Raw genomic sequence first — 4,948 nt, 5'->3', positions numbered from 1 at the left:
CTGCGGCGTGGACGAGCGAAACATCTATCTGATGAGCGACGGCGATCAGATGGAAATTTGCCAAAAATACATGAAGCGCGCCAAGACGGTAAAAACGGGCAAGGTCTTTATCGATAACCAAATCAACAAGCAAATTTCAGACGACGTCGTGATCGATAGGCAAAATTTGGCCGAAGCGGGCGTCGTGATGATCATCGCGCAAATTTCTCGCCACGGCGCTAAGCTCATAAACAAGCCTCGCGTCATCAGCTACGGGCTAGTGGGCGATAAGCAAGACGGCGAGTTTAGAAAAGAGATGGAGGGCGTGCTGGAGCAGTATCTAAGCAACGTCAAAGAGGAGCTTTTAAAAGACGGCAGGATGCTCGAAGGCCAGGTGCGCCAAGTCATCCGCAAGCATATATTTAGAAAAGTCAAAAAGTACCCGACCATCGTGCCGATCATATACCTGATGTAAGGGCGCAAAATGAGCGATACAATCAAAATAGCCGCTAACGTGCTAAAAACGGAAGCTAACGAGCTAACGAGAAATGCCGAGATTTTAGGCGGCGAATTTGAAAAAGCGGTCGAGATTTTATACCAAACCAAAGGCAAAGCCGTGGTTACTGGCGTCGGCAAGAGCGGACACGTCGGTGCCAAGATCGCTGCGACGCTTGCTAGCACGGGCACGCCTAGCTTTTTCATGCATCCGACCGAGGCGATGCACGGCGATCTGGGTATGATCGGCAAGGACGATACGCTACTAGCTATCAGCTTTAGCGGCGAGAGCGAGGAGCTAACCAAAATCCTGCCTCACGTGCAGCGTTTTGGCGTGCCGATAGTTGCGATGGCGAGGGATAAATTTAGCACGCTGGGCAAATTTAGCGACGCCTTTGTGAAGCTTGACGTTAGTAAGGAGGCCTGCCCGCTGGACGCTGCGCCGACCAGCTCGACGACGCTAACGTTAGCCTTAGGCGATGCGTTAGCCGTTTGTTTGATGAAAAAGCGCGGATTTAAAAAAGAGGATTTTGCAAATTTTCATCCAGGCGGAAGCCTCGGCAAGAGGCTATTTTTAAAGGTAAAAGACGTGATGAGAAGCGAAAATTTGCCGATAGTTCGCTGGAATGCGAGCCTAAAGCAGGCGATCGATACTATGACGCACGGCAAACTCGGCACCGTTCTCATCGTGGATAAAGACGGAGTTTTGGACGCTATTTTAAGCGACGGAGACCTTAGGCGCGCGCTGATGAGAGAGGACTTTGATCTAAACGACGCTGCGATCAAATACGCGACGCTAAAGCCAAAAGAGCTAAATGATAAAGAGATGTTAGCGATAGATGCGTTAGCGCTCATCGAGCGGTACAAGATCCAGCTACTAGCCGTCGTAGAAAACGGCGTTCCGGTCGGTGTTTTACACATACACGACCTTGCAAATTTAGGACTATAAAATGCAAAAAAGCAGACTAAACAAATTTATATCGCATAACACGAGTTATTCGCGTAGAGAGGCCGACGAGCTCATAAAACAGGGCAAAGTTAGCGTAAACGGCCGCGTCGTTAGCGAGCTAGCCACTAGCGTTAGCGATGAGGATAAAGTAAAGATAAACGGCCGCATAGTAAGGCTAAAAAAAGAATTTACCGTGATCGTTTATCACAAACAAAAAGGCGAACTCGTTAGTAAAAAAGACGACCGCGGACGCAAAACGATCTATGATAGTTTGGACCGACAGTTTGCTAAATTTGTTAGTATCGGGCGACTTGACTACGCTAGCGAGGGACTACTTTTACTAACGGACGCTCCGGCGATCGCAACTGCGCTAATGAACAGCGACGTAGAGCGCGAATACTATCTAAAGGTAAAAGGCGAGATAACGCCCGAGGTGATAACGGCGATGAACGAGGGCTTTTTCGCTGCGGACGCTACTAAGGGCGCGCATGCTAAAACCGCGATAAAATCAATGGAATTTAAGCCCTTTTTGGACTATAAAATTTTTGGCTCGAGCGGCGGTTTTACGAAACTAAAAGTCGTGATAAACGAGGGACAAAACCGCGAACTACGCCGATTTTTCGGATATTTTGACCTTGAGGTGATGGATCTAAAACGCGTTAGTTTCGGCCGCGTCGATCTTGGCATGCTAAAGCCTGGTAAATGGCGATACTTTGAAAACGGTGAATACGAAGCGCTCAGAGATTTTCTAAAGGTAAATAACGTTAGGTACTAACCTTTTGTAAGGCGGTTTGCTGCTAGTTATATAACACAGCTAAAATTAGCCGTGTTATATTCTGTGGTACCATAAAATCACTTGTTCATGAACATCGTTTCTTGAAAAATAACGTTAGCGATATATGGAAACATCTGAAACGCTTTAAAATTATTTATAAAAATTGGCGATACGTGCAAAATTTAGCTAGCAAATATAAAATTGTAATCTTCGCCATAACCGGCCATCTTTCTTGTAGCGGTAAAATATTCGTCAAATTTCATACAATAGATTGATTGTTAAGTATTTGCGGCGCGTAGCAACTGCCCCCTTAACATAGTTAAAACCGCAAGCGGCAAATAACGCTCAAATTTAACCATTTTTACTTTGGAGAGGCAATTTGCTTCTTGGAGAATAAAATGGCCAAGCGGGCTTCAAAGGCTAAATTTTATTCTCCGAAAGCAAGATAAAAATGAGCGGATTTATCAGCGTTTCGCCACGGGCGGCATAGAGCATGACGTCCTCGAAATAGTTATCGTTAATGCCGTAAACGTGGTATTCGTACGCGCCGATGCCGTATCCCATCGGAGTGATGTCCACGCGCGAGTACCAGGCGTTTTTAGCCAGGATGTAGCGGCTGGTGTCTTGCGAATAGACCCACAGCACGACGTCGTCTTTATTTTTTTGCCGCATGAGCCACGTAAACGAGTTTGAGATGTCGTAGAAAAAGTACGTATCGCCGTTTGGCATCACCGCCTGAGCCGTGTTGTTTAGGTCGCTGATGAGCACCTTGCTTTCAAAGCAGAGGTATTTGTTTAGCTCGATTTCTAGCGGCTTTTTTTCTACGTTGCCGTGGCGAACGACGATCTTGCCCTCGCTAGTATCCACGGAAAACGCGAGCAGCGCCACCACGCCGATGAGTAGCACGGCGGCGAAAATTTGCTTTATCATAATAAAACTCCTCGCAAAAGGTAGTATTTAGCGACGAAAAAGCTGCAAACAAGAGCATTTACGATCAGCCAAAAAGAGGAAATTTTGAGCAAATGCTCGTAAGGTTTTTTCACGATTAGCTCGACCAAAAACGCCGCGATACCGTAGAAAATGCCCAAAAACAGCGAGCCCCAGATGAGGTAGCCGACGTAAAAATACTCGCCCTTTAGCATGCAGTACGGGCATTTGTGATTTGGTTGCTCGTAGACGTAAAGCCCGAAAAAATAGGTAATCGCGTAGTATGCGATAAATAAAAACAGCAGGTTGCAAACAAAGCTCGCCATCGTCTGTTTGAGTAAATTTAGCGTCAAAATGACCGCAAAAATGGCGTAGTAAAATATGACCAAATTTAACTTCGTGTAGCCAAACGGTAGCTTTGGCGCCTGAAACACGACCGAGCAGCAAAAGACGGGCACTTTTAAAGGCACGTTGCTAAAAAATAGAATCTCGGCGGCAAATTCGATCAAAACGGCGATAAAAAGTATGGTAAAAATGACGTATTTTCGCTTTAAATACGGAAAATTCGTCGCCTTTAAATCAAGCGAATTTATGATGAGCCACAGCCCAAAGCCAAAGATGAGTAGTAGTTTTAGTAGTAACAAAATGCCGCCAAATTGATTTGAGCCGATGACGCCGGCAGAGCACATGGCGCCCGGCACCACGTCTGCTAGCTCGTTTAGAGATAGCGCGAAAAATACGAACAAAACGATCTTGCAAACTACGGCGAAAAACAAAATCGTATTTACGAGGTAGTTGCGTTTTTCGAGGTCGTATTGTAAATTTGACGTCGAGTTAAAGTCCCACAGGCGCATGATGCGCACGACGAAATACTGCGAAATGCCCATTAGCACGATGATGATAAGCTCGATCAGCAAAAACGCGATGACCTCGTCGGATAAAAATACGCTCACAGCATCTCTCCGTCTTGCATCCTCACGTAGCCGTCCACGAAGTCCAGATCGTCAAATAAAATATCGTGCGTGGCGACTACGACGGTCTTTTTTAGCTCTTTAAATTTTTTCAGCATTTCGATAAAGATGAGCGAGTTTTGCTTGTCCAAATTTGCCGTCGGCTCGTCGGCTAGTATGACGCTAGGATCCATCGCTAGCGCCCTTGCTATCGCACATCTCTGCTTCTCGCCGCCGCTTAGCTTTGAGATGATTTGATCTTTTTTGTGCGCGATGTTGGCGAGATTTAGCGCGCGATCGATTTGCGAATTTAGCTCGGCTTTTTTAAGACTTGTTAGGCTTAGCGGCGCTAGAACGTTTTGATAGACGCTAAGGCCCTCGATCAGGTTAAATGACTGAAATATAAACCCGACCTCGCTATGTCTAAAATTTGAGCTCATGATGTCTGGTAGTTTTGAGACGTTGCGACCGTTGATTAGCGCTTCGCCGCTACTTGGCTTGCTAAGTGCGCCTAGTATGCCTAGCAGCGTACTTTTGCCGCTACCGCTGACGCCTTTTAGGATGACTAGATCGCCGCTTTTTACCGTCAAATTTATATTTTTCAGCGCGTGAAATTCGTTTGGTTTGTTTTGATTGTAAATTTTACAGAGATTTTTTACTTCTATCGCGTTCATTTTACCGCCTCGCTCATGTCGCTAACGGCTATGCGCCACGACGGGATGATGACGAATGCCAAAAACGGAATCACGCTAAAAACAAAGATCAAAAACAGCATGTTAAAGTCGATGATCGGCGTAAAATCCGTAAAATTCGCCACCTCGCTGCCTAAAAATATATCGCGTAAAAACGGCGCGCCGAATAAAAACACGTAGA

At 46.0% G+C, this 4,948-nt stretch carries 5 protein-coding genes and 2 pseudogenes; 3 read left to right on the top strand and 4 right to left on the bottom strand.

Annotation, left to right across the window (positions count from 1 at the left end; genetic code table 11):
• The 3 genes and pseudogenes from Q0338_RS09520 to Q0338_RS09510 all read left to right on the top strand — a co-directional run.
• Positions 1–454: pseudogene (locus Q0338_RS09520) on the top strand (ribonuclease J); the annotation flags it as partial.
• A 9-nt stretch (positions 455–463) separates the two neighbouring features.
• Positions 464–1,423: a KpsF/GutQ family sugar-phosphate isomerase gene (locus Q0338_RS09515; protein ID WP_298086537.1), complete on the top strand. Its 960-nt coding sequence runs from the start codon at positions 464–466 to the stop codon at positions 1,421–1,423.
• A 1-nt stretch (position 1,424) separates the two neighbouring features.
• Entirely contained in the window at positions 1,425–2,198 is a 774-nt protein-coding gene (locus tag Q0338_RS09510) for a pseudouridine synthase (RefSeq protein WP_298086536.1), read from the top strand.
• 420 nt (positions 2,199–2,618) lie between these two features.
• On the opposite strand, the gene Q0338_RS09505 is transcribed toward Q0338_RS09510, so the two are convergent.
• The 4 genes and pseudogenes from Q0338_RS09505 to Q0338_RS09490 all read right to left on the bottom strand — a co-directional run.
• Positions 2,619–3,128 carry a hypothetical protein gene (locus tag Q0338_RS09505; protein ID WP_297940489.1) on the bottom strand — a complete coding sequence of 170 codons (510 nt, stop codon included), beginning with the start codon at positions 3,126–3,128 and terminating at the stop codon, positions 2,619–2,621.
• Positions 3,125–4,078 carry a hypothetical protein gene (locus Q0338_RS09500; RefSeq protein WP_298086535.1) on the bottom strand — a complete coding sequence of 318 codons (954 nt, stop codon included), beginning with the start codon at positions 4,076–4,078 and terminating at the stop codon, positions 3,125–3,127. Before Q0338_RS09500 ends, Q0338_RS09505 begins: the two co-directional genes overlap by 4 nt.
• Positions 4,075–4,749, bottom strand: coding sequence for an ABC transporter ATP-binding protein (locus Q0338_RS09495; RefSeq protein WP_004321767.1), 675 nt, complete (start codon positions 4,747–4,749; stop codon positions 4,075–4,077). Before Q0338_RS09495 ends, Q0338_RS09500 begins: the two co-directional genes overlap by 4 nt.
• Positions 4,746–4,948: pseudogene (locus Q0338_RS09490) on the bottom strand (ABC transporter permease); the annotation flags it as partial. The gene Q0338_RS09495 and the pseudogene Q0338_RS09490, both read right to left, overlap by 4 nt.

The sequence above is a fragment of the uncultured Campylobacter sp. genome, assembly GCF_938018145.1.
Classification (GTDB): Bacteria; Campylobacterota; Campylobacteria; order Campylobacterales; family Campylobacteraceae; genus Campylobacter_A.
The sequence above is the reverse complement of the archived record's forward strand: the minus strand, read 5'-3'. Positions and strand labels throughout refer to the sequence as shown.